General features: G+C 57.4%; 18 protein-coding genes and 1 pseudogene. 6 read left to right on the forward strand and 13 right to left on the reverse strand.

The annotated features are described in order from the left end of the window. Positions 1-33 precede the first annotated feature (33 nt). The 3 genes from H6F57_RS22125 to H6F57_RS22135 all read right to left on the reverse strand — a co-directional run bounded on the left by H6F57_RS22125 (position 34) and on the right by H6F57_RS22135 (position 3,899). Positions 34-1,533, reverse strand: a complete 1,500-nt coding sequence (locus H6F57_RS22125) for an iron uptake porin (RefSeq protein ID WP_190625907.1) — start codon at positions 1,531-1,533, stop codon at positions 34-36. Between the two features lie 413 nt (positions 1,534-1,946). Then, positions 1,947-3,401, reverse strand: coding sequence for an iron uptake porin (locus H6F57_RS22130; protein WP_190625906.1), 1,455 nt, complete (start codon positions 3,399-3,401; stop codon positions 1,947-1,949). Positions 3,402-3,617: 216 nt separating this feature from the next. Continuing rightward, positions 3,618-3,899 (reverse strand): 4a-hydroxytetrahydrobiopterin dehydratase, encoded by a 282-nt coding sequence (locus H6F57_RS22135; RefSeq protein WP_190625905.1) that lies wholly within the window; start codon positions 3,897-3,899, stop codon positions 3,618-3,620. A gap of 501 nt (positions 3,900-4,400) precedes the next feature. On the opposite strand from H6F57_RS22135, the gene nadC reads away from it, so the two are divergent. Both nadC and H6F57_RS22145 read left to right on the forward strand, forming a co-directional pair. Then, positions 4,401-5,282: a carboxylating nicotinate-nucleotide diphosphorylase gene (gene nadC, locus H6F57_RS22140; RefSeq protein WP_190625904.1), complete on the forward strand. Its 882-nt coding sequence runs from the start codon at positions 4,401-4,403 to the stop codon at positions 5,280-5,282. 13 nt (positions 5,283-5,295) lie between these two features. Continuing rightward, entirely contained in the window at positions 5,296-5,622 is a 327-nt protein-coding gene (locus H6F57_RS22145) for a heavy metal-binding domain-containing protein (protein WP_190625903.1), read from the forward strand. An 85-nt stretch (positions 5,623-5,707) separates the two neighbouring features. Here the strand turns inward: H6F57_RS22145 and H6F57_RS22150 are convergent, their stop codons facing one another. Both H6F57_RS22150 and H6F57_RS22155 read right to left on the reverse strand, forming a co-directional pair. Beyond that, positions 5,708-6,073 carry a DUF2237 domain-containing protein gene (locus tag H6F57_RS22150; protein ID WP_190625902.1) on the reverse strand — a complete coding sequence of 122 codons (366 nt, stop codon included), beginning with the start codon at positions 6,071-6,073 and terminating at the stop codon, positions 5,708-5,710. A 167-nt stretch (positions 6,074-6,240) separates the two neighbouring features. Then, entirely contained in the window at positions 6,241-6,528 is a 288-nt protein-coding gene (locus tag H6F57_RS22155; protein WP_190625901.1) for a YkvA family protein, read from the reverse strand. A gap of 210 nt (positions 6,529-6,738) precedes the next feature. On the opposite strand from H6F57_RS22155, the gene dusA reads away from it, so the two are divergent. Beyond that, on the forward strand, positions 6,739-7,764 hold the full coding sequence (gene dusA / locus H6F57_RS22160) for a tRNA dihydrouridine(20/20a) synthase DusA (protein WP_190625900.1): 1,026 nt from the start codon (positions 6,739-6,741) through the stop codon (positions 7,762-7,764). Here the strand turns inward: dusA and H6F57_RS22165 are convergent. Next, positions 7,747-8,958 (reverse strand): PD40 domain-containing protein, encoded by a 1,212-nt coding sequence (locus H6F57_RS22165; protein ID WP_190625899.1) that lies wholly within the window; start codon positions 8,956-8,958, stop codon positions 7,747-7,749. The genes dusA and H6F57_RS22165 overlap by 18 nt on opposite strands. Before the next feature lie 206 nt (positions 8,959-9,164). Here H6F57_RS22165 and H6F57_RS22170 point away from each other — a divergent pair, with 206 nt between their 5' ends. Beyond that, complete coding sequence (locus H6F57_RS22170) at positions 9,165-10,028, forward strand: hypothetical protein (RefSeq protein ID WP_190625898.1); 864 nt, start codon at positions 9,165-9,167, stop codon at positions 10,026-10,028. Positions 10,029-10,056: 28 nt separating this feature from the next. Here the strand turns inward: H6F57_RS22170 and H6F57_RS22175 are convergent, their stop codons facing one another. Both H6F57_RS22175 and ftsH2 read right to left on the reverse strand, forming a co-directional pair. Next, on the reverse strand, positions 10,057-11,136 hold the full coding sequence (locus tag H6F57_RS22175) for a glycosyl transferase (RefSeq protein WP_190625897.1): 1,080 nt from the start codon (positions 11,134-11,136) through the stop codon (positions 10,057-10,059). A 71-nt stretch (positions 11,137-11,207) separates the two neighbouring features. Next, a complete protein-coding gene (ftsH2, locus tag H6F57_RS22180) occupies positions 11,208-13,094 on the reverse strand; it encodes an ATP-dependent zinc metalloprotease FtsH2 (protein ID WP_190625896.1) in 1,887 nt (628 codons plus the stop codon). Positions 13,095-13,486: 392 nt separating this feature from the next. Between ftsH2 and H6F57_RS28445 the strand changes: the two are divergent. Together H6F57_RS28445 and H6F57_RS28450 are read left to right on the forward strand one after the other, a co-directional pair. Beyond that, positions 13,487-14,200, forward strand: a pseudogene (locus tag H6F57_RS28445) (MFS transporter); the annotation flags it as partial. A gap of 76 nt (positions 14,201-14,276) precedes the next feature. Beyond that, a complete protein-coding gene (locus tag H6F57_RS28450; protein ID WP_347279981.1) occupies positions 14,277-14,621 on the forward strand; it encodes an MFS transporter in 345 nt (114 codons plus the stop codon). Here H6F57_RS28450 and gltX read toward each other — a convergent pair. From gltX to H6F57_RS22210, 5 genes are all read right to left on the reverse strand, one after another. After that, positions 14,595-16,037, reverse strand: a complete 1,443-nt coding sequence (gene gltX, locus H6F57_RS22190; protein ID WP_190625895.1) for a glutamate--tRNA ligase — start codon at positions 16,035-16,037, stop codon at positions 14,595-14,597. The genes H6F57_RS28450 and gltX overlap by 27 nt on opposite strands. A gap of 378 nt (positions 16,038-16,415) precedes the next feature. Next, on the reverse strand, positions 16,416-18,188 hold the full coding sequence (locus H6F57_RS22195; RefSeq protein ID WP_190625894.1) for an N-acetylmuramoyl-L-alanine amidase: 1,773 nt from the start codon (positions 18,186-18,188) through the stop codon (positions 16,416-16,418). A gap of 72 nt (positions 18,189-18,260) precedes the next feature. Further along, complete coding sequence (locus tag H6F57_RS22200) at positions 18,261-19,604, reverse strand: LCP family protein (protein ID WP_190626051.1); 1,344 nt, start codon at positions 19,602-19,604, stop codon at positions 18,261-18,263. 301 nt (positions 19,605-19,905) lie between these two features. Next, entirely contained in the window at positions 19,906-20,265 is a 360-nt protein-coding gene (locus tag H6F57_RS22205; protein WP_190625893.1) for a hypothetical protein, read from the reverse strand. A 150-nt stretch (positions 20,266-20,415) separates the two neighbouring features. After that, a complete protein-coding gene (locus H6F57_RS22210) occupies positions 20,416-21,417 on the reverse strand; it encodes a class I SAM-dependent methyltransferase (protein ID WP_190625892.1) in 1,002 nt (333 codons plus the stop codon). Positions 21,418-21,420 lie beyond the last annotated feature (3 nt).

The raw sequence follows: 21,420 nt of genomic DNA on the forward strand, positions 1-21,420 counted from the left end.
AACCTAGCTAAGTTGTGACTAAGTTATAGCAACTTAGAAACGGAAGGTGGCGCGAAGAGCACCCCAGAGACCAATATCATCATTACCAGCAAGGTTGGTATTGATGTCACCGTAGACGATAGCAGGTGTGATGGTCAAGAACTGGTTGAAGGGAATTTCGTAATAGCCTTCAATAAGAGTGGGGTTGTTAGTAGTACCAAACAGCTGGGGCAATTGGCCACCGTAGACACCCAGCTGAGCACCCTCAGCTAGGAAGTTGTTGATGCCAAGACCAGCAGTCCAGCTAAAGTCATTGCCGCCGTTGTAGGTGGTGTAAGCACCGTGACCAGCAACGAAGAACCTACCGAAGTCAAGGTTCAACAAACCAGCATAGGTGTCGGTAGCACCGGGCACACCACCGCCACCAGTGTAGTTCTGAGACCTGTCGCTGTGGATGTAGGCAATACCAGCATCCAGGAAGCCATCGCTCAGGTAGCTGAGCTGGCCAATGTAGCTCTGGCTAGCAGCAGCAAAGATACCGATGGAGGGAGTAAAACCACCAGTGCCACTGGTGAAACCTGCATCGAACACAAGGCTGTCGGTGAGAGCAAAGCTCAGACCAACACCAGGGCCAGCGGTAGTGCTACCACCAGCGTCGTAGAACTGAGGCCCACCAGCATCAGCAACGGAAGGACCGTCGAAGGGCACGATGGTGCTGGTTACCCAGTCATCGCCTTGAAGACCACGAGCAGAGGCCGTTACGGTCAGGCGGCTGCCAACGGGGAACTGGTAGTAGAAGTCATCAACCTGCACGTTGTAGTCGGTATTGTCAGGGTTACCAGCGTCACTGCCGCTGGCATTAGCAAGACCACCTAGGAGCCCTGAGCTGATAGCGTCGCCGCTGATTGCATTACCTCTGGCACCCTGCAAGCGAATACGCAAACGGTCGTTGCCGGTAAAGCTGGAGTCAAAGTTCAAGCGGGCACGGGCAGCAACGCTGGTGCTCGCCTCAGCGGTGACGATGTCAATCGGGGTAACTAGGTGGAAGTCAGCTTGACCAACCAGCTTGGTGGTGGTAGAGAACTGCTGAGCACGCAGGGTAGCGGTTTCAGCTTCCAGGGCATCGACGCGGCCGCGCAGGGTAGCCAATTCAGCCTGGAACTCTTCTTGCAGACGACGGATGGTGGCGAGGTCTTCAGGGTTGATGCCGGACTGGGCGATCAGGGTAGCGATCACGTCCAGGCAGGAGTTGAGACCGGCGGCGAACTCGAAGCGAGTGAGGCTGCGCTGACCGCGGAAGGTGCGGTCGGGGTAACCCTGAATACAACCGTAGTTCTCAACCAAGCTTTGTAGTGCCTGGAAGGCCCAGTCGGAGGGCAGCACGTCGGTGAGCTCTGAGACGCTGGTGATTTGAGCCAGTTGAATAGAGTCTTGATCGAAGTTGCTGACCTGGGGGGTAGCGGCTTCAGCTGCGATCGCGGAGCCAGAGACGGCCACAGCTGCACCTAGGGCAGCGGGCACAGCCAGCAGAGATTGCCAAAATAGCTTAGACATGTAATTTCTCCTCACACCTTAATACAAGGCTTATTGTGTACCTACCAGCAGGGTGGCCTAAGCCGCGCCTAATGAATAAAGTTCAGACCTGACCCAATAATAGGGGACAGTAACTCAACCTTATGTACATCCAAGACCGATAGTAGCAGATCTGCTCATCGGCGGCTAGATAAGATTTGACCTAATAACTAAGTAGTTACAAAATCACCTTATCTAGTGGCTAGACAAGCACCATAGGCATAAGGTTCCCCAAATTTATCTGGGTTAGCAGGACTAAGGAAAAATCTCTGCAAAGGCCATGTAGTGGACGACGGGTGACTCCGATTTCTGAAGCTGATGGATAGGCTCTGGCGATCGGGGACTCTAACCTAGTGGTCAACCAAGTCAGAGTCCCCAGTTAAGAGGGATAACCCCTAGAACCGGAAGGTGGCGCGCAGGACGCCCCAGAAACCAGTTTCATCCGTACCACCACCCAGGTTAGTATCCCCATAGATGACTGCAGGAGTGATAGTTAGGAACTCGTTAAAGGGCACCTCGTAGTAACCTTCAATTAGGAGAGGGTTGTTGGTGGTACCAGTTACCTGAGGTAGCTGACCACCGTAAATGCCCAGTTGAGACCCTTCAACCCCAAAGTCGTTGAGGCCAAGACCAGCGGTCCAGCTGAAGTCGTTGCCGCCGTTGAAGGTCTGATACGCACCATGGCCAGCGATGAAGAATCCACCAAAGTCAAGGTTCAATAGACCAGCATAGGTGTCAGTACCACCGGGTAGACCACCTTGAAAGTTGATGGACCGGTCGTTGTGCATATAGACAATACCAGCATCCAGGAAACCATCGCTTAGGAAGCTAAGCTGAGCAATGTAGCTCTGGTTGGCAGCAGCAAAGATACCAACATTAGGAGTGAAGGCACCAGGACCACCAGCCGTGTAACCAGCATCAAAAACGATACTGTCAGTCAGGGAGATGCTGATACCAGCACCGGCACCGTTGGAGCTACTGCCGCCGCTGGTATAAAAAGCTGGTTCTCCATATTGGGCGACGGAGGGGCCATCAAAAGGAACGATGGTGTCGGTGACCCAGTCATCGCCCTGAAGACCACGGGCAGAGGCGGTTAGGGTGATGCGGCTACCAACGGGGACTCGGTAGTAGAAGTCGTCAACGGTTACGTTGTAGTCGCTGCCCCGAGCGTTGGCCAAGCCACCGAGCACACGTGGGGAAATGGCGTTACCCTCACCAGCCTGCAGACGAATACGCAAGCGATCGTCACCAGTGAAGCTGGAGTCGAAGTTCAACCGAGCACGATTGGCAACGCTAGTGTTTGCTTCACCGGAAATGCCGTCAAACGGGGTAATCAGGTGGAAGTCAGCTTGCCCCCGCAGTTTAGTGGTGGTGGAGAACTGTTGAGCGCGCAGGGTAGTGACTTCAGCTTCTAGGGCATCGACGCGGCCGCGCAGGGTGGCCAGTTCAGCCTGGAACTCTTCTTGCAGACGACGGATGGTGGCGAGGTCTTCGGGGTTGATGCCGGACTGGGCGATCAGGGTAGCGATCACGTCCAAGCAGGAGTTGAGACCGGCGGCGAACTCGAAGCGAGTGAGGCTGCGCTGACCGCGGAAGGTGCGGTCGGGGTAACCCTGAATACAACCGTAGTTCTCAACCAAGCTTTGTAGCGCCTGGAAGGCCCAGTCGGAGGGCAGCACGTCGGTGAGTTCTGAGACGCTGGTGATTTGAGCCAGTTGAACGGAATCTTGGTCGAAGTCGCTGACCAGGGGGGTAGCGGCTTCAGCTGCGATCGCGGAGCCAGAGACGGCCACAGCTGCACCTAGGGCAGCGGGCATAGCCAGCAGAGATTGCCAAAATAGCTTAGACATTTGTATTTTTCTCCTCACACCGTTCTAGAGAGCCAAGCGTGTAGCAGTAGCGAAAGCTACAGCTCAGTTTCATAGGGGAGATTACCGTAAATCGGCGTGCTCAGGATGAAAAACGGGTTAAGCGTGAATGAGGGTTTGAGAAGAACTTGGTTAACCTGATTAACGTTAAGTCGAGAGCTCATGGCTTTCTGACTATGCCGTTCAAGGTAAGTCGGTTTAACTCAAAGCAGAGATAGTTTCTGCCATGGCAAAATCTTTTTCGGTTAGACCTCCTATGTCGTGGGTGGAGAGGCTAACGACGACCCGGTTGTAGGAGATTTGCAGGTCGGGGTGGTGACCAGCGGCTTCGGCAGGCTCGACTAGCTGGTTCACAAAGTCGACGGCAGCGACGAAGTCTTTAAACGTGCGGGTAAACGTGATGGTCTTGCCGACCAGCGTCCAGTCAGAAAGCTGGCTCAGTTTGGCTTGAATGTCGCGAGCGCTGAGGAGAGTGGCCATGGTGGTAGGGAGATGAACTATCCCATCATCCTAGGAGATAGTGGTGCGATCGCATTCAGCGAAGGGAGGCTGAGTCTGGCGATCGCGCGTTGCCCTGTAGGCGTTGCCCCTTTAAAAGCTATCCGCCCCTGCCAGGGGAAGAAAGTCTTCCTAAGCAGGGGCGGTCTAGTTGGATCTTAGGTTGAACCTGACTGCCGGGAGGAACCCTATTCAGCCAGCTTCGAGAGCTTAGCTAGTTGCCGAAGCAACCAACACTGAAGCTAGAGTACAGCCCCGGCGCGCAGCCGGCTGATCTCAACCTGAAGACCCACACGTTTACTACTTTCTTGCATGGGCATCACCTCCTGGAATCCTAACGGTAAAATCTGTAGAGTTGCTGCCGTAACAGCGGCATTACTCGTAAGTTAACACAATAATTTCTGGCTGTGGCACAAATTGCGAGCTTTGCCGAGGTCTAAGCTAATAGCGCTGGCCCTCAACGCCCTTCCAGAACCCTTACCTATGTCCATAGATCCTCGCTTTCCGATTCCTGATATCGCCTTAGATCAATACCTACAAGCTTGGCTGCAAGAAGATGTTGGCCGCGGCGACTGGACTACTGCTGGGCTGGGGTCTTTCGTCCAGCGGCCTGGGCAGGCCATTTGGGTCACCCGTGCCCCAGGTGTGATTGCCGGACTTCCCTTTGCCCGCCGCCTCTTTCAGCAGCTGGATGTTGATGTCAACTTTGAGCCATTGGTGAACGATGGCGACCTTTGTCCTAAAGACACCACCGTTGCCAAAATCAGCGGTTCTCTGGCAGTGCTGCTCACCGGAGAACGGGTCGCCTTAAACCTGGTGATGCGCCTAAGCGGCATTGCCACCGCTACCCATCAGTACGTGGAGCAGTTGGCCGACAGCCCCACCCAGTTTGTCGATACCCGCAAGACCAGCCCCGGTCTACGCCAGTTTGAAAAGTACGCCAGCCGAGTTGGTGGAGCCATTAACCACCGTATGGGGCTGGACGATGCGGTGATGATTAAAGACAACCATATCGCTGCTGCTGGGGGCATTCGGGCGGCAGTGACCCAGATTCGAGCGGCGATTCCTTACCCAATGACGGTGGAGGTGGAAACGAGCAATCTGGAGCAGGTTGATGAAGCGCTCACCTGCCCTGTAGACATCATCATGCTTGACAACATGCCACCAGAACTGATGAAGACCGCCGTCGATCGCATTCGCGAGCAAAAGCCGACCGTTAAAATCGAGGCTTCGGGCAACGTAACCCTAGAGACCCTAGGGCCGATCGCGGCGACAGGGGTAGATTTCATTTCCAGCAGTGCCCCCGTTACCCGGGCTCCGTGGCTAGATATTAGTATGCAAGTGATCAGTTCTGAAGTGATCTAACCCGAGGCAACCCATGATCCTAACTACCGGTCCTAACGTTGACGGTCGCCCTGTAGTTGAATACTGCGGGCTGGTAAATGGTGAGGCTATTTTGGGAGCCAATATTTTTAAGGACTTTTTTGCGGGCATTCGCGATGTGGTAGGCGGGCGATCGGGTGCCTACGAACATTCCCTGCGCCAGGCCCGCAACACTGCCATCAAAGAAATGATGCAGGCTGCCCAAGAGCTAGGAGCCGACGCCATTATTGCCGTAGATATCGACTACGAATCGTTGGAGATCAACAACGGCGGCAACATGCTGATGGTAGCGGCCAGTGGTACAGCGGTGCGCTTGGGATGAGACGTTCTTAGCCTAAGCACTTGGTCCCTAACTCAATCCTTAGGTTTAGCCTAGAGCGGCACTGAGGACTGGATGCCTGATTAGTTCATGAGAGGGCGTGATCTTTCAGGTCAGCCAAAGAAACGTGCTCAACGGCACTCGCGTGGGTGGCGTCTAGGATCACCGGGGGTGCGACCCCAGCTTCTAGGGCTTCTTGCCAGCGAGGGGCGCACAGGCACCAGCGATCGCCCGGATTGAGCCCCGAAAATTGAAAAGCGGGCATCGGCGTCGAGAGATCGTTGCCCTGGGCTTTGGTGAAAGCCAAAAACTCAGGAGTCATCTGGGCGCACACCACGTGAACTCCCATGTCGCCGGCGCCGGTGTTGCAGCAGCCGTCACGATAGAAGCCGGTCATAGGTGAGGTGCAGCAGGGGGCGAGGGGAGTCCCCAAGACGTTGGTAGCGGTGGTCATGGGAGTTTTACCTAAAGGGCTGGTAGGCAGGTCGTCATTCGCTTTTAATTTATCGCAAGACCCCAAAACCCGCCTTGCCGAAGCCCAAAAAAAGAGATGTCGCTAGCGGCATCTCGGGGAGATAGGTTTGAGGGTAAAGAATCTGGCAGGGGCTGATCTGACTCGGCCTACGCATCGATGGTGGTAATAGGTTCAACGGTAGCGTCGTTGGCTGCGCTAGTACCAGACTGCTTGCGCTTGTTGAGGCGCTCCAGCGCAATTTGAGACAGCTCAGTGACGAGCAGGGTGGCCAACAAACCGTCGTCAATCCAGCCAATAATTGGCAAAAAGTCGGGGGCAATATCAATGGGAGAAACCAAGTAAATTATGGTTCCTAAACCTAGGAGCCAGCCATATTTGGTATTGCGCAGAGTTGCTTTATACCAGTTGTAAAAGGAGCCAATCGCGTTGTTCATTGAGCCATTCACCTGAACGTGATGCTTAAATGGTGTCAAAAAAACAGGCGATCACCTAGTGTAGAAAACTGATCTAAACCGGTGGAGAACCGTCCCCCAAAATTTCTTGGTTCTAGCTGAAGCAAACTCTGGGTAGCCAGAGTCAGAGTGCTAGACTACGGAAGCAACAATGACAGAAATGCGCGGTTTATGACCGTAGAGACGAGATCGATGAACCAAGCTGGAATGGCGACAGCCATTGAGGTGCCCCTCAGCATTGCGCCAATGATGGATCGCACCGATCGCCATTATCGCTATTTCATGCGGCAGATCACTCGGCACACTCTGCTCTATACCGAGATGGTGACAGCCCAGGCAATTTTGCACGGCGATCGCGACCATCTACTGGGTTTTACCCCCAGTGAGTCGCCGCTAGTGCTGCAAGTGGGGGGCGATGACCCACGGATGCTGGCAATCTCGGCCCACGCTGCCACTGACTTTGGTTACGACGCCATCAACTTGAATGTGGGTTGCCCCAGCGATCGCGTCCGTAGCGGCAACTTTGGGGCCTGCCTGATGGCCCAGCCTGAGCGAGTTGCCGAGGGCGTTGCAGCTATGATGTCTGCTAGCCCGTTGCCGGTCAGCGTCAAACACCGGATTGGCATAGACGATCGCGATCGCTATGAAGACATGGCCACTTTCGTGGATATCGTCGCCCAAACTGGCTGCCGCCACTTTACCGTCCACGCTCGTAAGGCCTGGCTTCAGGGGCTTAGCCCCAAAGACAACCGTACGGTACCACCCCTGCGCTACGGCGACGTGCATCGCCTCAAACGAGACTTTCCTTACCTGTGGATTGAGATCAATGGCGGTTTGACCAGGCTTGAGCAGGTGACAGAACAGCTTGCCCAGGTCGATGGAGTCATGGTTGGCCGGGCTGCCTACGATAATCCCTACCTCTTTAGCCAGGTTGATCAGGGCTTTTTTGCCGACCCTAGGGCTCCCCTCAGCCGCCAGCAGGTGGCCGAAGCGATGCTGCCCTACATTGACCACTGGGTGCGCCAGGGGCTGAAGCTCAACAAAATTACTCGCCACATGCTGATGCTGTTTGCGGGGCAGCCTGGCAGCCGCCTGTGGAAGCAAACGCTAACTGAGGAGTCGTCTAAACCTGGAGCCGGGGTTGAGGTTGTTCGGCAGGCTTTGACGGCGGTGCAGCGACAGAGCGAGATTCAGGCTCAGCTAGGGAGTTTCGTTTAGGCCTTGGGTATTGGTTTTAAGCGGGGTGGGCACCCAGGCGAAGGGGTAAACGTATTCGTCAATGGCGGTTAGGGGAGACAGTGCTGTGCCATCGGGGTGAACGCGATGCAGCACCTGGGTACCTAGGGGATCGTCTGGCGGGGTGGCCGTAAACGCAATCCAATTGCCATCAGGGGACCACTGGCTGTCGAGGATGTTTTGCAGGGGCTGATCTGTCAAAGCCGTAAATTCTTGGCTAACTAGATCCATGCGAAACAAGGTTTGTCGACCGGCTTGAGCCCCCGATGCGAAGGCAAGTTGCTGACTGTTGGGAGCCCAGCTGAGGGCGTCGTAGAAACCAGGTCGGGTGAGGGCTTGGGTTTCCCCGGTGTTGACGTTGACTAGAGCAATGATTTCTTGATTGCTGAGGGGTGGATTGTGGGGCCGATAGTGGGCGATGTAGCGCCCGTCAGGGGACCACAGCACAACACTGCGGTAGATTTGGAAGTTGGCTTCGGGCGTCAGCACGCGGCGATCGCCCCCGTCAGCCCTCACCACATTGAGCCGCTGAAAGGGATAGTTGCCCTCGTAAAAGGCTAGCTGGGTGCCATCCGGGGACCAGGCCAAAGGGCTCCCGGCAGCTCCGTAGATGCCGGGGGTTTGGGTGACGCGGCGAGGGCGGCTACCATCCAGCCCGACGACGAAGATATGTTGGCCGGTCACATAGGCGATCTGGCTGCCATCTGGCGCTAAGAAAACGTCTGACTCTGGACTGTCAGGCAAGGAATTAAAGGCTGTCACCTCTCCAGTGGGGCGACTGAGGAAGAGATCTAGCTCAGCGGGCGCACCGGCCGTAGGAGCGGGGCAGCGCTGCTTAATGACCAGGGTTTCGCTATCGAGCTGCCAGGTCAAATCAATCGTGGGCGGTCGTTGACAGTCGCTAGAAAATACTAGTTTGGGGGAGGCTGCACCCGGCTCAACCCGATAGACCTCGCCGTAGTTTTGAACGATGGCTAGCTGTTCGCCGCTGGGAGACCAGGCTAGGGCGTTGAAGGGGCGATCGCCCTCGGGTAGTAGGGCTTCGCGATCGCCACTGTCGGGCTCCAGACGAAACAGCCCGTTGGGGGTGGCAAAGGACAAATCTGCCGCTGGCGCTGCTGTGATGGCAAACGCCACAATTGCGGTGGTGAATACGGCCACAGAAGGTTGAATCACGGTTTCACATCCTTGAGCGTTCCCTTCGTCATCATAGCTATGGGCTGGGGCTTGGAACCAGCTTTTAGAATCGCACCGGGCGATCATCCCCAGCATCGGTTAGTTTCTAAGATGCCAGAGGTCATTGATTGTTGGGTTGTCGGCCCTGTCACCCTGGGACAAGCTAGGCGGGCGCTGACTCCGGTGCTGTATTTATTCGCCCGCTCATGAACGTCATCAGCCTATTTTTCATTTTTTTAATTCTCTCCTCCCTTCAGCCAGCGATTCAGCGGCGGATTGTTGAGTCGCGTCGGGTCAATGCCATTCGCAATTTAGAGCAGCAGCGCGGCAGCCGAGTGATTTTGTTGATTCACCGCCAGGAGTCGATCAGCCTGCTAGGCATTCCCATCTCGCGGTTTATTAATATTGAAGACTCGGAGCAAATTTTGCGGGCCATTCGCCTTACCCCCGCCAACGTGCCCATTGACTTGATTTTGCATACTCCTGGTGGGCTAGTGCTGGCCACCGAGCAAATTGCCCGGGCATTGCTTCGCCACGGGGCTAAGGTAACGGTGTTTATTCCCCACTACGCCATGAGTGGTGGCACGATGCTGGCCATGGCCGCCGACGAAATTGTGATGGATGAAAATGCAGTGCTGGGGCCAGTGGATCCTCAGTTGGGCAATGTGGCGGCGGCCAGCATTCTTACGGTGCTAGAGGCGAAACCACCTGAGAAAATGGACGACCAAACTCTGGTGACGGCAGATCTAGCCCGCAAAGCAATTAACCAGGTGCAGCGATTTGTGCGCGCCCTCCTAGAAGACTCAACTCCGCGGCAGAAGGTTGACCCGGCCAACATTGACAAAATCATCGATCGCCTCACCACCGGCCAGGTCACGCACGACTACCCAATTGCGGTGGAAGAGGCAACCGACATGGGGCTGCCCGTGACCGTGGGCTTACCCCTAGAGATCTACAGCCTGATGGATCTCTATCCCCAGCCGATGATGGGCCGACCAACGGTGCAATACATTCCGCTGCCCTACCAGAGCCCGTCGTCGCTGCCGGCTGGGCAAGGGCGACCCCAGTAGGAGTCGGTTGGATGCCTGGGTGTCGGACTTATCTATTGAGGTAATTGACGATAGCTGTGGCGATCTGATGGTTGCCGTCTTTAGCGAGAGATTTGGTAGTGCGGGCTGGGTCGAAGGGCTGGGTTAAAAAGGCCCAGTCGCCGTCAAAAAAATCGGCGGGGGTGAGAACTCGATGCCAACTATAGTCTTGCAGGCCGTTGACGAGAATGGGGCCTTCTGCAAAGTCTTCTCGGGTGATAGTGATAATGGGCAAATCTAGGCGGCAGGCTTCAGAGAAGGTGCTGAACCCTGGCTTGGAGACTATCCGGCTGCACAGGGGCATGACATCCACTGGGCGGTAGCCCTGCCTAGGCACCTTAAACAGATTGGGCAAGGCGGGGGCGTCTTGTTCAAAGGTGAGAAACTGCCAGTCGGGGAACTGGGTGAGGCGATCGTAGGGAATGGCCTGGAGGCTTAACCCGCCGAAGGTCAGTAAAACTGTGCGTTCTTTGGGATGAGACAGGTTCCACTGTGCCCTTAATTCGTCAGCCCCGTAGCGTGGGGTGCCTCCGGTTAGCCCGGTGTCTTCTACCAGGGGGAAGGCGGCCATCGGTTCGTGGAAGGGCAGGCGGAAGAGGCGATCGCACTCACCAAAACACCCCCCTATCCAGCTAGCGATCTGCTCAAACTCGGAGCCAAAGCCTCGGTAGATAAAATCCCAGCCAAAGTTGCTGACCATCCAGCAGGGAATGTCGGCGGCGTGGGCGATCGCCGTAGCCAGCGGTGGAATATCAGCCACCACCAGGTTCACCCCGCGCTGCTTGAGGTAGGCGACCTCATCGGCCACAGTTTCTTGCTGATGAGCCTGGATATCCTGAAGCTTGGCCAGCGTAGCCGGTAGGTCCATGGTGAGACTATCGGGCTGAATCACGCCAATATCAAAGGCTACCGGACGATACTCATAGGGCATTGGCAGGTATTCATCGAGCAGCCATTGGGGAGCGGTAGTGGCCAGCACCAAATCCACCTCGGGCTGTAGCGCTTTGACCGCAGCAGCAATAGAGGCAGCACGGGTGGCATGGCCAAAGCCGTGATTAGTAATCGCCACGTAGATCACAGGGCGGGGCATAGACAAATTCCTCTCCAACTAAAAAGGCTCGTCCCTAGGGACGAGCCTCAATCATCTCAACAGCTTAGACCCTAGAGCTGGGGCACAAACTGCTGTTTGTCGGGCACCACCGTGTACTCAGAGACAATCTGACGCAGTTCTTCGCCGTCGATGGTTTCGCGCTCGACCAGCAGATCGACTAGGCGATCGATCAGGGCGCGGTGGTCTTGCATAATGCGCTTGGCATTGGTGTAGCAGTGGTCAACGATGGTGCGCACCTGGCCGTCGATGCGAGACGACACTTCCTCAGAATATTCTGAGCGAGAGAGCCAGTCGCGACCGAGGAACACCTCGCCCTGAGAGCTTTCGAGGGACAGCGGCCCCAGGTCGGACATACCAAATCGAGTGACCATTTGCCGAGCCATGTTGCTCACCTGTTGAAGGTCGTTGCCGGCCCCTGTAGTGACTTCGGCATCGCCAAAGATGACATCCTCAGCGGCGCGACCGCCCAGTGCCCCTGTAATTCGAGCCAGAATCTGAGCCCGAGAAATCAGCATCTGCTCTTCACTGGGGGTAAACCAGGTGAGACCCTGGGCCTGACCACGAGGAATCAGGGTGACTTTTTGTACCGGGTCGTGGTCTTTGACCAGGGTGCCAACGATCGCATGACCAATCTCGTGGTAAGCAATCAGCCGCTTGCTCTTGCTGTCGACTAGGGGGGTGCCCTCCATGCCGGCGATGACGCGGTCAACGGCATCGTCTACCTCGGCCATGGTCATGCCCTCTTTGCGGCGGCGAGCGGTGAGAATGGCGGCCTCGTTGAGCAGGTTGGCCAGGTCAGCCCCGGTAAAGCCGGGGGTGCGACGGGCGATCTGCTCCAGAGAAATGTCTTCGGCCAGCTTCTTGTTGCGGGCGTGAACTTCGAGGATTTCAATGCGGCCTTTGATGTCTGGCGGATCGACCATCACCTGACGGTCAAAGCGACCGGGGCGCAGCAGAGCTGAGTCGAGCACGTCTGCCCGGTTGGTGGCGGCGATGATGATGATGCCGGTGTTGCCCTCGAAACCATCCATCTCGGTGAGCAACTGGTTGAGGGTCTGCTCACGCTCATCGTTACCGCCGCCGATACCTGCACCCCGCTGCCGACCGACGGCGTCAATCTCATCGATAAAGATGATGCAGGGGGCGTTTTCTTTGGCCTTCTTAAACAGGTCGCGCACGCGGGAGGCCCCCACGCCGACGAACATTTCGACAAACTCAGAACCGGAGATGCTGAAGAAGGGCACGCCGGCTTCGCCTGCGATCGCCTTAGCCAACAGAGTTTTACCAGTACCGGGAGGGCCCACCAGCAGCACACCCTTAGGAATGCGCGCCCCAATGGCGGTAAAGCGCTCGGGCTTCTTCAAGAAGGTAACGACCTCCTCCAGTTCTTCCTTGGCTTCGTCGATACCGGCCACGTCATCGAACATGACGCCGGTCTTGGCTTCCATCATGAAGCGGGCCTTAGACTTACCAAAGCTCATCGCCTGGCCCGGGCCACCCATGGCACCGTTGGAGCGGCGGAACAAAAAGAACAGACCGCCAATCAGCAGCAGCGGAAACAGCAAATTGCCCAGGGCACCCACCAGAGCGCCGTCGTTGCGCGGGGGGTGAGAGTCGAGGCTGATGTTGGCCGTGCGCAGACGGCTCACCAGGTCGGGGGAGTTGCCCGGCAGGTCGACCCGCCAGCGCATGACGCGGTTGTCTAAGTCGGGGTCAACGGCTTCAACAATGGCTGTTCTACCGCCGTCGTAGAGATCTACTGCTGTCACCCGCCCGGCATCGAGATAGTCGAGAAAGCGACCGTAGGTGAGGCGGGTGTTGGCCGTGTTGCGACCCATATCGGCCGGAGCCGACGAAAATGCTCCTTGCCACAAGAAAAACCCTATTACCAGCAGGGGCAGGGTCCACAGTAAGGCTACTCGCCACGAAAATTTCATACCTATGGCCTCTATTGACTAACGTGCACAGTGTTAACGGATGTCCAGTTAACGGATGGTGACCGAGTTTGGCCCTACGTTTATCATGCCTGGGAACGGGTGTTACCGGGGTTGGCGGGGCGGAACCTCGAATCGCGAAAAGAAATATGAGATAAATCTTTACTTAATGTAACGTAAGCCACGGGACTCGGGCAAATCCTCAATTAAATTGATTGTCCCGGGACCACTAACCTTGAGGTGCGTAGCGTCGGCCAGGCTTCTCCTCTATTGTTACTTTAACTGGTTATCGGTTGAGAAATGTTTAGCGGCCGAGGAGCCCTGCGATGAAACCCCGTCATCCCGAGACGTTGGGGGTGAAAGCTACCCTCCTGCTGGTCAGCACCCTGACGGTTATGGCGGGGGCTACGATCGCCCCCTCGCTCCCGGCCATGCGATCGCACTTTGCCGAGGTGCCCAACGCCGACTACTGGGTGAGGCTGGTACTGACGGTGCCAGCCCTGTTTATCGCTCTGGGTGCCCCGATCGCAGGCACGATTATCGATCGCTTTGGGCGCAAGCGCTGGCTGGCGCTGTCGGTGTTTGCCTACGGTCTGGCCGGAAGTTCGGGCTTTTTCCTAAACGATATTGGGTGGATTTTGGTCGGGCGGCTGGTGCTGGGCCTGAGCGTGGCGGGCATTATGACCACCGCTACCACACTGGTTGCCGACTATTATCTGGGCGCTGCCCGAGCCCAGTTTTTGGGGGTGCAGGCCGCGTTTATGGCACTGGGCGGCGTTCTGTTTCTTACCTTGGGTGGCTACCTGGCCGATATTAGCTGGCGGTTTCCGTTCTTGATCTATATGACAGCCTGGCTGATGCTGCCGCTGGTGCTGCTGGTGCTGCCCGAGCCGGTGCGGGTCAGCCGCGCTGAGGCACAGGCACTGGCTGCGGCCAACCCTGAACCCGTCCCGTGGGTGTTGCTGTTCACGACCTTTGCGATCGCCCTGCTGACGCAAATCGTGTTTTACATGATTCCGGTGCAGCTGCCGTTCTATTTGCAGCAGCTGAGTGGTGCCAATGGGTCGCAGAGCGGACTCGCGATTGCCCTGGCCACCCTAGCCGCTGCTAGCAGCTCGCTCAGCTACCAAAAACTCAAGGCGCGGTTCCACCTTTACCGCGCTCTACGCGCTGGCCTTTGGGCTGATGGGGGTGGGCTACCTGGTGATCAGCCAGGCGTCGAGCTATGGAGGAGTGTTGGTGGGGCTGGCGATCGCGGGCCTAGGCCTGGGCCTCTTTACCCCCAATATGACCGTTTGCCTCACGTCGTCGACCCCAGCGGCCCTGCGAGGACGGATTTTGGGCGGTCTCACCACCAGCTTTTTCTTTGGTCAGTTTGTATCGCCGCTGGTGAGCCAGCCCCTCAGCCAGCAGCTGGGTTTAGCCGCTACCTATGGTCTGGCTGGGGGCCTCATGCTGCTGCTGGGAGCCATTACCTTGGGTGTAATGGCCCGCTGGCGAAGGCTAGCTCAGCGCCAGCGCCCCCTTTAGACGCGGTACATCAAAGCCACGCTGGCGCAGAATTAGCCACGATTCCATCAGGTCTGGCCCTTGAAGGGCACCCATGAGAGCGGCCCGCATCGATTTCATCACCAGCCCTTTCTTCACGCCCTGGGCCTTGGTGACCTCATCCACCAAAACTTTGAGTTCGTCAATCGTGGCTGGAGATTTCTCGGTGAGCCCCGTCAAAATGCCCTCCAGCACAGCAGATACGCCATCGAGCTGCACCTGGGCCTTGGCGTCGTCAGCGAACTCGACGGTTTCGGTGAAGAAAAAGCGGCTTTGCTCCACAACGTCTGTTAGCCGAGTGAGGCTAGGGCCGAGCATCGCCATCATTGGCAGCAGCCAGCTTTGGTCGGCCTCAGCGTCAACGGCATAGCCAGCCTCTTGAAGGTAGGGTAGCGCTAGCTCTAGCAGGGTGGCAGGCTCCATGATGTGGAGGTACTGACTGTTGAGCCAGTCGAGCTTATCCCAGTCGAACTTGGCCCCGGCTTTGTTGACGCGATCGAAGCTGAACTGTTTGGCGGCTTCGGCCAGGGTGAACTGTTCGGTGGCGTCGGGGGCTGACCAACCCAGCAGGGTCATGTAGTTGACCAGGGCCGGAGCCACAAAGCCCATTTTTTGGAAATCAGAAATGGAGGTAACGCCGTCACGCTTGGAGAGCTTCTGCCCGGTCTGGTTGAGAATGAGCGGCGCGTGGGCAAAGGCGGGCACGGCGGCTTCGAGGGCTTCGTAGAGCAGAATTTGCTTGGCGGTGTTGGCAATGTGGTCTTCGCCACGAATGACGTGGGTGATGGCCATGTCAATGTCGTCAACCACGACGGCCAGGTTGTAGAGGGGCTGGCCAATGGTTGTGACTGAGGAGGCGCGAGCGACGACCATGTCGCCGCCCAGGTCGCTGGCCTGCCAGGTTACAGGGCCGCGCACCATGTCGTTCCAGGTGATGGTGCGGCTATCGTCAATTTTAAAGCGAATCACTGCTGAGCGGCCCTCTGCCTCAAAGGCGGCCTGCTGGTCGGGAGTGAGATCGCGGTGGCGGTTGTCGTAGCGGGGGGCATGGCCCCTAGCCTTTTGCGTCTCGCGCATGGCGTCTAGCTCGTCGGGGGTGTCGTAGGCGCGGTAGGCGAGGCCCTTGTCGAGCAGAGTTTGAATAGCCTGGCGGTAGAGGTCGAGCCGCTGGGACTGAAAGAAGGGTCCTTCGTCCCACTCCATGCCGAGCCACTTGAGGCCGGCGAGAATGTTGTCGGTGAATTCTGGTTTGGATCGCTCTTCGTCGGTGTCTTCGATGCGGAGAATGAACTGGCCGCCTTCGTGGCGGGCAAATAGCCAGTTGAACACAGCGGTGCGGGCAGTACCAATGTGCAGAGTTCCCGTGGGGCTGGGGGCAAGGCGAACGCGGACGGTCATGGGGTTTCCTGCACTCTCGACAAAGGTTTCTTGACAGTCTCCTATTTTAGGGGGTGGGGCGATCGCATTGAGGATGGGATCCTAAATTTCGGCAATGGGTGAGGCGCGGCGCACAACTTTGGGCGAAAGCCAGATTTACCGCTGGGGCCATTTCGCTGGCCCCAGACCCCCGTCGACAAGGACGTTCCGTCGTCGTTGACCTCACGGAAAGGATCGGCTGATCATCGGTTTAAACTTCGGTTTTGCTAGTGAACCTGTAGGCGACATTCAATCCTAAGGTTCTTAGCCCCTATCTGCTTTTTGCCGTCATGCTCTCCCATCTCCCCATCTTCCTAATCTCCCCTATCTTCCTCACCTTCCTCATCTCTCTTCACCTACTCACTCCCCTGCCCCTGTCTGTTGCACCCACAGCTCCACTCCCTCGGCCAGGGTTTCTGCCAATTTCGCTTGCTCCTGCGGATCCGTCGCCCACTCAAATTCGTTGGGGTTGATCATGAAGCCCAGCTCTAACAGCACGGAGGGGGTGACGTGGGGGCGGGTGAGGGCGAGGTTGTTCCAGAAGACGCCGTAGGAGGGGCGATCGAGTTCGGTTACCAGGTAGTCGTGGAGGAACTGGGCCAGGCTGTGGGCCTGGGTGTGGAACCAGAAGGCACCGATGCCGGCGGTGTTTTGGGCGTCGCCGCTGTCGGGTAGGGCATTGTAGTGAATGCTCAGGGCCAGGGTAGGTTCGACTTGGGCGATTTGGGCGGGGCGATCGTTGACGCCGATGGTGCTGTCATCGGTGCGGGTCATGATTACCCGCGCTCCTCGGGCTTCTAGGGCGGCTTGTAGGAGTAGCGACACTTCCAGGTTGACGTCTTTTTCGGGGGTGCCGTTGGGGCCGCGCGAGCCCGGTTCGTCGCCGCCATGGCCGGGGTCGACCAGAATGGTGGTGCCCTCTAGGGGGCGAGAGGTTTGAAGGGCGGGGGGCTGCTTGAGGGATAGCACGAGGGTGGTGCCTTCGTAGCGCAGCTTGTAGCCCCACTGCTGATCGGTTTTGAAATGAATTTGGTACTCTACCTGGTCAGGCAGGACGGGGTTCCAGTCTAGGCGTTCAACCAGCCCGTTGTCGGTGACGTAGATGGTGTCGGTTTGGGGCACGGTGTTGTGCAGGGTGAGGGTGAAGGTGTCTGTGCCTTGCTCAACGCTGACGGGGACAGGTACTTGTAAGGGGAAATAGATTTCTGTCCAGCCCGGCACCTGGCGGGAGGTGACGCCGCGAATCAGCGATCGCACCACCGCTCCCCCGGCCACTGGCTGAGTCTCAGCGGTGCGAATCCAGCCGCCGTAGTCGAGGCGTAGCCAATCGCCCTCGCGGCTCGTGACCCTGGCGCGGGTGCCTTGGGGCAATGGGGTAAGGCGTGAGTAGTCAGTGCTGGGGCCGGTACGGGCTACGCCTGCGGCAGCCGTAACTTCGACAACCTCGATCGCGCTAGGATTCAAAATACTCACAGAACCGGGGGCAGCATTCATCGCTACGGATGCACCCTGAGCGAGGCGGTAGACGGGCTGTCCCAGATCGCCCGGTTCTTCAGCCATGAAGCAGCTTTCGTAGCGGCTGGGGCCAGCGGTGGCAATGGGGCTGGCCTGGTCGGTGAGGACGGCTGAGTTGGGAGGCAAATCGGCGCGATCGCCCTGGGGCAACAGGGTATAGATCTGCCCTCCCAGGGCTGCCGTCACCGTGGCATTGGCAGGAGCCACGGCCCCCAGACACACCCAGTCCCCCGGCTGGCGAGCAATATCTGCCCCCGGCAGCAGCGAGTCTTCGGCAAAGCCCAGGGTCTCTGGCAGCACTGGCCCGCTGGCCACCCGCGTAACCGTAATTGATAAGGTTTGGTCGCCCTGGGTGAGGGTAAAGGTGTTGGGGCCAGGAGTTAGGGGCCGCGAGGGGGCAAAGTGGCCCGCTGCGCTGCGCCCTTCTATCGGTTCACCATTCAGCAACACCGGCTGGTCAGGTGCGCCAGTGCCAATGAAAAAGATCTGCTCGGCCGTGGTCTGGTGGCCATCGGGAGGATAGACCACCTGAAGGCTTGTCTGTGCTTGAGCCACGGTGGTGATGCCCACTGTGCTAAGACCGGCTAGCGCGGCTGCGCCCCAAACCCACTGCGCCATAGGTATTCATCCGATGCGATCGCTACCCCGCCAGTCTACGCCGCCAGTGGCGTTTTCCCAGCCTAGGAGCGCCTAGAGTGACTCACCCAGGCCCTGGTTCCAGTCTTGGCCCAGCTGAATGGTGATATCAGAGTCGAGGGCACCGGTGCTCTCGACCCGCACTTCGCCAATTCCTAAAAAGCGATGCACCATTTCGGCGGTCGCGCCATCGCCTCGCTGGGCCACAATGCGACTGATGGGCAGGGGTTCGTGGAGAGTTTTGTCGACAAATACATTAGAGTAGCCGCTTTCGCGCAGCGCTCGGGTCAGGGCTTGCACCGCCACTGGGTCATTGGTGCTGTCTTGAATGGCGACCCGCACTCGGCTAGGGTCGCTAGTGGTGGCTACCCGCTGAGTGCCAAACCCAAAGTACTGGTCAACCATGCCGTCAATGTCGTTATAGCTGGGCAGCCAGTAACTCGCCGCAAAGTCTTGGGGGCGGCTAAAGTTGCCTGGCAGCATCAGCATTTGCACGTTAGAGCGGTTGATCTGTGCGCCGTAGCCCACCAGGGCCAACAATTCTTCCACAGAGAGGTTGGTGTCAACGTTCTCCTGAACCACCGACAAAATTTTGGGCAGCCGGGCAATGGTTGCTGGATTGAGCGTCTGCTCAGCCAGGGCTCGCATAAACATCTGCTGACGCTGAATGCGGCCAATATCGCCTTGGGAATCGTAGCGAAAGCGCAGGAACTGGAGCGACTGATTGCCATTGAGTTTTTGTTCGCCCGCCTTGAGATTGATGTAGAGGTGCTGGCTGTCGTCTTGGTACTTCATGTCGACGGGTACGTTGACTGTGACCCCGCCTAAGGCGTCAATGAGTTTTTCAACCCCCTGCACGTTGATACGCACGTAGCGATCGACAGCTACGCCACCCAATAGGTCGCTGACCGACTCTGCGGCTAGGGCTGGGCCGCCATCGCGGTTGGCCTCATTGAGCTTGGTCAGCCGACCGCGCACATAGGTGCGGGTGTCGCGGGGCAGCGAAAGCACTACCATCTGCTCGGTTTGGGGATTAAACCGCAGCAGCAGCATCGAGTCTGAGAGACCGTCAAAGGAGTTGACCAGGGCGTGATAGCCCACGTCTTGCAGCTCGGGCGGTACTTCGTTGACATCTGTGGTCAGCACCTTAACGCCCAATACCAAAATGTTGACCGGGCGAGTCAGGCGGGGCAGCCGCAGGTTGCCGCTTGACGCAATGGCCGCATCTTGGCTAAAGACTCCCGATTCTTCAGCGCTCAGCTCTTGCTGCATAAGTGGGGATGCTGACAGCGAAACCGCCAGCAGCGCGCCAGCTACTCCAGAGATACCCGCCACTGATGCCAGGGCAATGCCCACGCTGAGTATGCGAGGCATGCGCCGTCGCTGTTGAACTGGCATTTTTTGTGGATGCCCCTGGGATGAACGGGCTTTGAGATGTTGGGGATGACGTTGAGACACCAGGGACCTCGGGGCAGTAAAAATGAACGGTGTAGAGATTACAGCCCCGTAGGGGGATGACTCTGCGAAATTTTTAGCTGCATGTTAACAGCAATTCAGTCAGCCGACCCACGTAATATCGCATTAACCCAGCAAATTGGGTTAATTTTCGTCAGCGCATGGATGGCCCTGAGGGCAAGGCATAGCGCTTTCTCATAATCCAGTATTGGTGAGCAGGGAGACCGCGTCGATATCCATACTCCTAGGGCAGTCGCTTACTCCATTGGCTAAACCCCGGCAGGTTAACCGATTTGCCCTGCAATAGACGCACCATGAGGATGAGGTTGGTCAGGGTGTAGCCGGTAGTCACCAGGGTATTGCTGATCAGCAGCCGCAGTGACAGCCCTGGTGCGAGATGGCTCCCAGCGCTGAGCACACCGTAGGTGATGACCCAGGTGAAGGCCAGAGTAATCACCAGCCGACTGACCGCTAGCTCTTGGCGGCTGCCCTGCTTTTGCCACAGGCTGTAGAGGGCGGGCACGACCCCGAAAATAGGCACTAGGTAGAGGCTCAATTTTAGGCGCTCAAGGGTTTCCCCCGAGGCAGGACTGGCTTTTTTCATAGGTACTGAGCCCTGGACAGAAGGGAGAAGTTGTTGCAGGGGCTGTCCAGATTATGCCCTAAGCGCTCAGCACACGTGTATCTGTCCGCTGAGAAAGCTTGAGCCGGCATGGGCTAGCGCGATCGCTGAGTTCTTCCCAGCCACTATTCTCTAAATCGCCTTACCAATAAATGTCCGATGCCGTGGGCTGTTAAACGTCACGGTAGGCCGATCAAACCCTGCCGCCTCAAAGGCCGCTACTATATCTAAGCTGAAGTACTCGTCTAAATATGGCTCAGTGCTTTTGAGTAGGGTGAAGACAAAGGGCGGCAGTTTTTGAATGGCCTCAGAGCGGGGGTTCATATCCATAATCGCCAGGTGTCCACCGGGGCGCAGCAACCGACGTGCCTCCTTCAGAATGGCTTTCGCCGCCGATTGCGGTAGCTCGTGGAAGACCAGGCAGATCGAAACCAGGTCATAGGCGGCAGCGGGTAGTCCAGTCGCTTCGCCAACCGCATGGTGCCAGGTGATCGGAGTTGTGGTCGAGGAAACCTTTCCGGTTGATTGCCGTTCTTGCTGCCGATACTGGGCCACGGCGAGGAAGTAAGGCGATAAATCTACCCCCGTCAGGCGGGCCTGGGGAAAGGTGGTCTGAAACGCCTCGGTGCTCATGCCTACCCCGCAGCCAATATCCACAATGGCCTCCGGGGTTTGCGGTAGTTGGGCCATGAGGACATCGTGGTAGCTCTGGCGGAGGCGATCGTCACCAGCAGCCCCGGCCTCGGGCCAAATTTTGGCATGCACCGCCTGGGCTGCTACCTCGACCTCCATGGCGGGTCGCCAGCCTAGGTTGCCTTCGTCGTAAGCGTGAAAGCTGGTGGTGTAATAGTCAGGATAGATGAGGTGAGGATTTTGCACCGCTTCCAAATCGGACTGCCAGAGGGGTGACAACTCTCTGGTTCCAGCTGTGGATAGTTCAGCCTCGGTATGACCAACCCCTGTACGACGGCTCTGCAAGGCCTGAACCCGTTCCCGCCAGGGCACACCGATGGTTTCGGCCCGCGTCATCATCATGTGGCGGGCGCGGCCCTTGGCAAAGTTCCACAGGGGCTTAATGGCAAGCACCCGATTGACAACGCTAGAAAGTAGGTTGGGAGCGGAGGTAGCAGTCATAGC

The organism is Leptolyngbya sp. FACHB-60 (assembly GCF_014695775.1).
GTDB lineage: Bacteria > Cyanobacteriota > Cyanobacteriia > Phormidesmidales > Phormidesmidaceae > Nodosilinea.